The following is a 453-nucleotide window of genomic DNA, read 5'->3' as shown; positions in this document are numbered from 1 at the left end:
TCCTGGTAGGCCCACCATGAAAAGAGATAACTTTTATGGGGAATTAGCTCAGCTGGGAGAGCGCCTGCCTTGCACGCAGGAGGTCAGCGGTTCGATCCCGCTATTCTCCACCAAGAAGTCAAATATAAGTTCAAAAAAAGATTTGAATTTATATTTGGTTTCGAAATATAGACCAAAAAAATACTACGAGAGTAGTAATGTTATTTAAAAATCAAATGTTAAAGTCTTAAAATTTTTCTAAAAAAAGAAAAACAATAAAACACAACTATCTTATGAATTTAATAAGATAGTAGCCAAGGAATAATTATCAAAGGTGGTTAAGTGAGAACTTAACTAACAAAAATAAGCTATTAAGGGCTAATGGTGGATGCCTAGACTGTAAGAGGCGAAGAAGGACGTACTAGACTGCGATAAGCTTTGGGGAGCCGTCAAGAGGCATTGATCCAGAGATTT

The 453-nt window shown here is 36.4% G+C and carries 1 tRNA gene and 1 rRNA gene; both read left to right on the top strand.

The features are described from left to right. The first annotated feature begins 37 nt into the window (after positions 1 to 37). Positions 38 to 113, top strand: a tRNA-Ala gene (locus CP960_RS13590). 227 nt (positions 114 to 340) lie between these two features. Further along, a 23S ribosomal RNA gene (locus CP960_RS13585) occupies positions 341 to 453 on the top strand; the annotation flags it as partial.

The sequence above is a fragment of the Malaciobacter halophilus genome (genome assembly GCF_002837275.1).
GTDB lineage: Bacteria > Campylobacterota > Campylobacteria > Campylobacterales > Arcobacteraceae > Malaciobacter > Malaciobacter halophilus.
The sequence above is the reverse complement of the archived record's forward strand: the minus strand, read 5'-3'. Positions and strand labels throughout refer to the sequence as shown.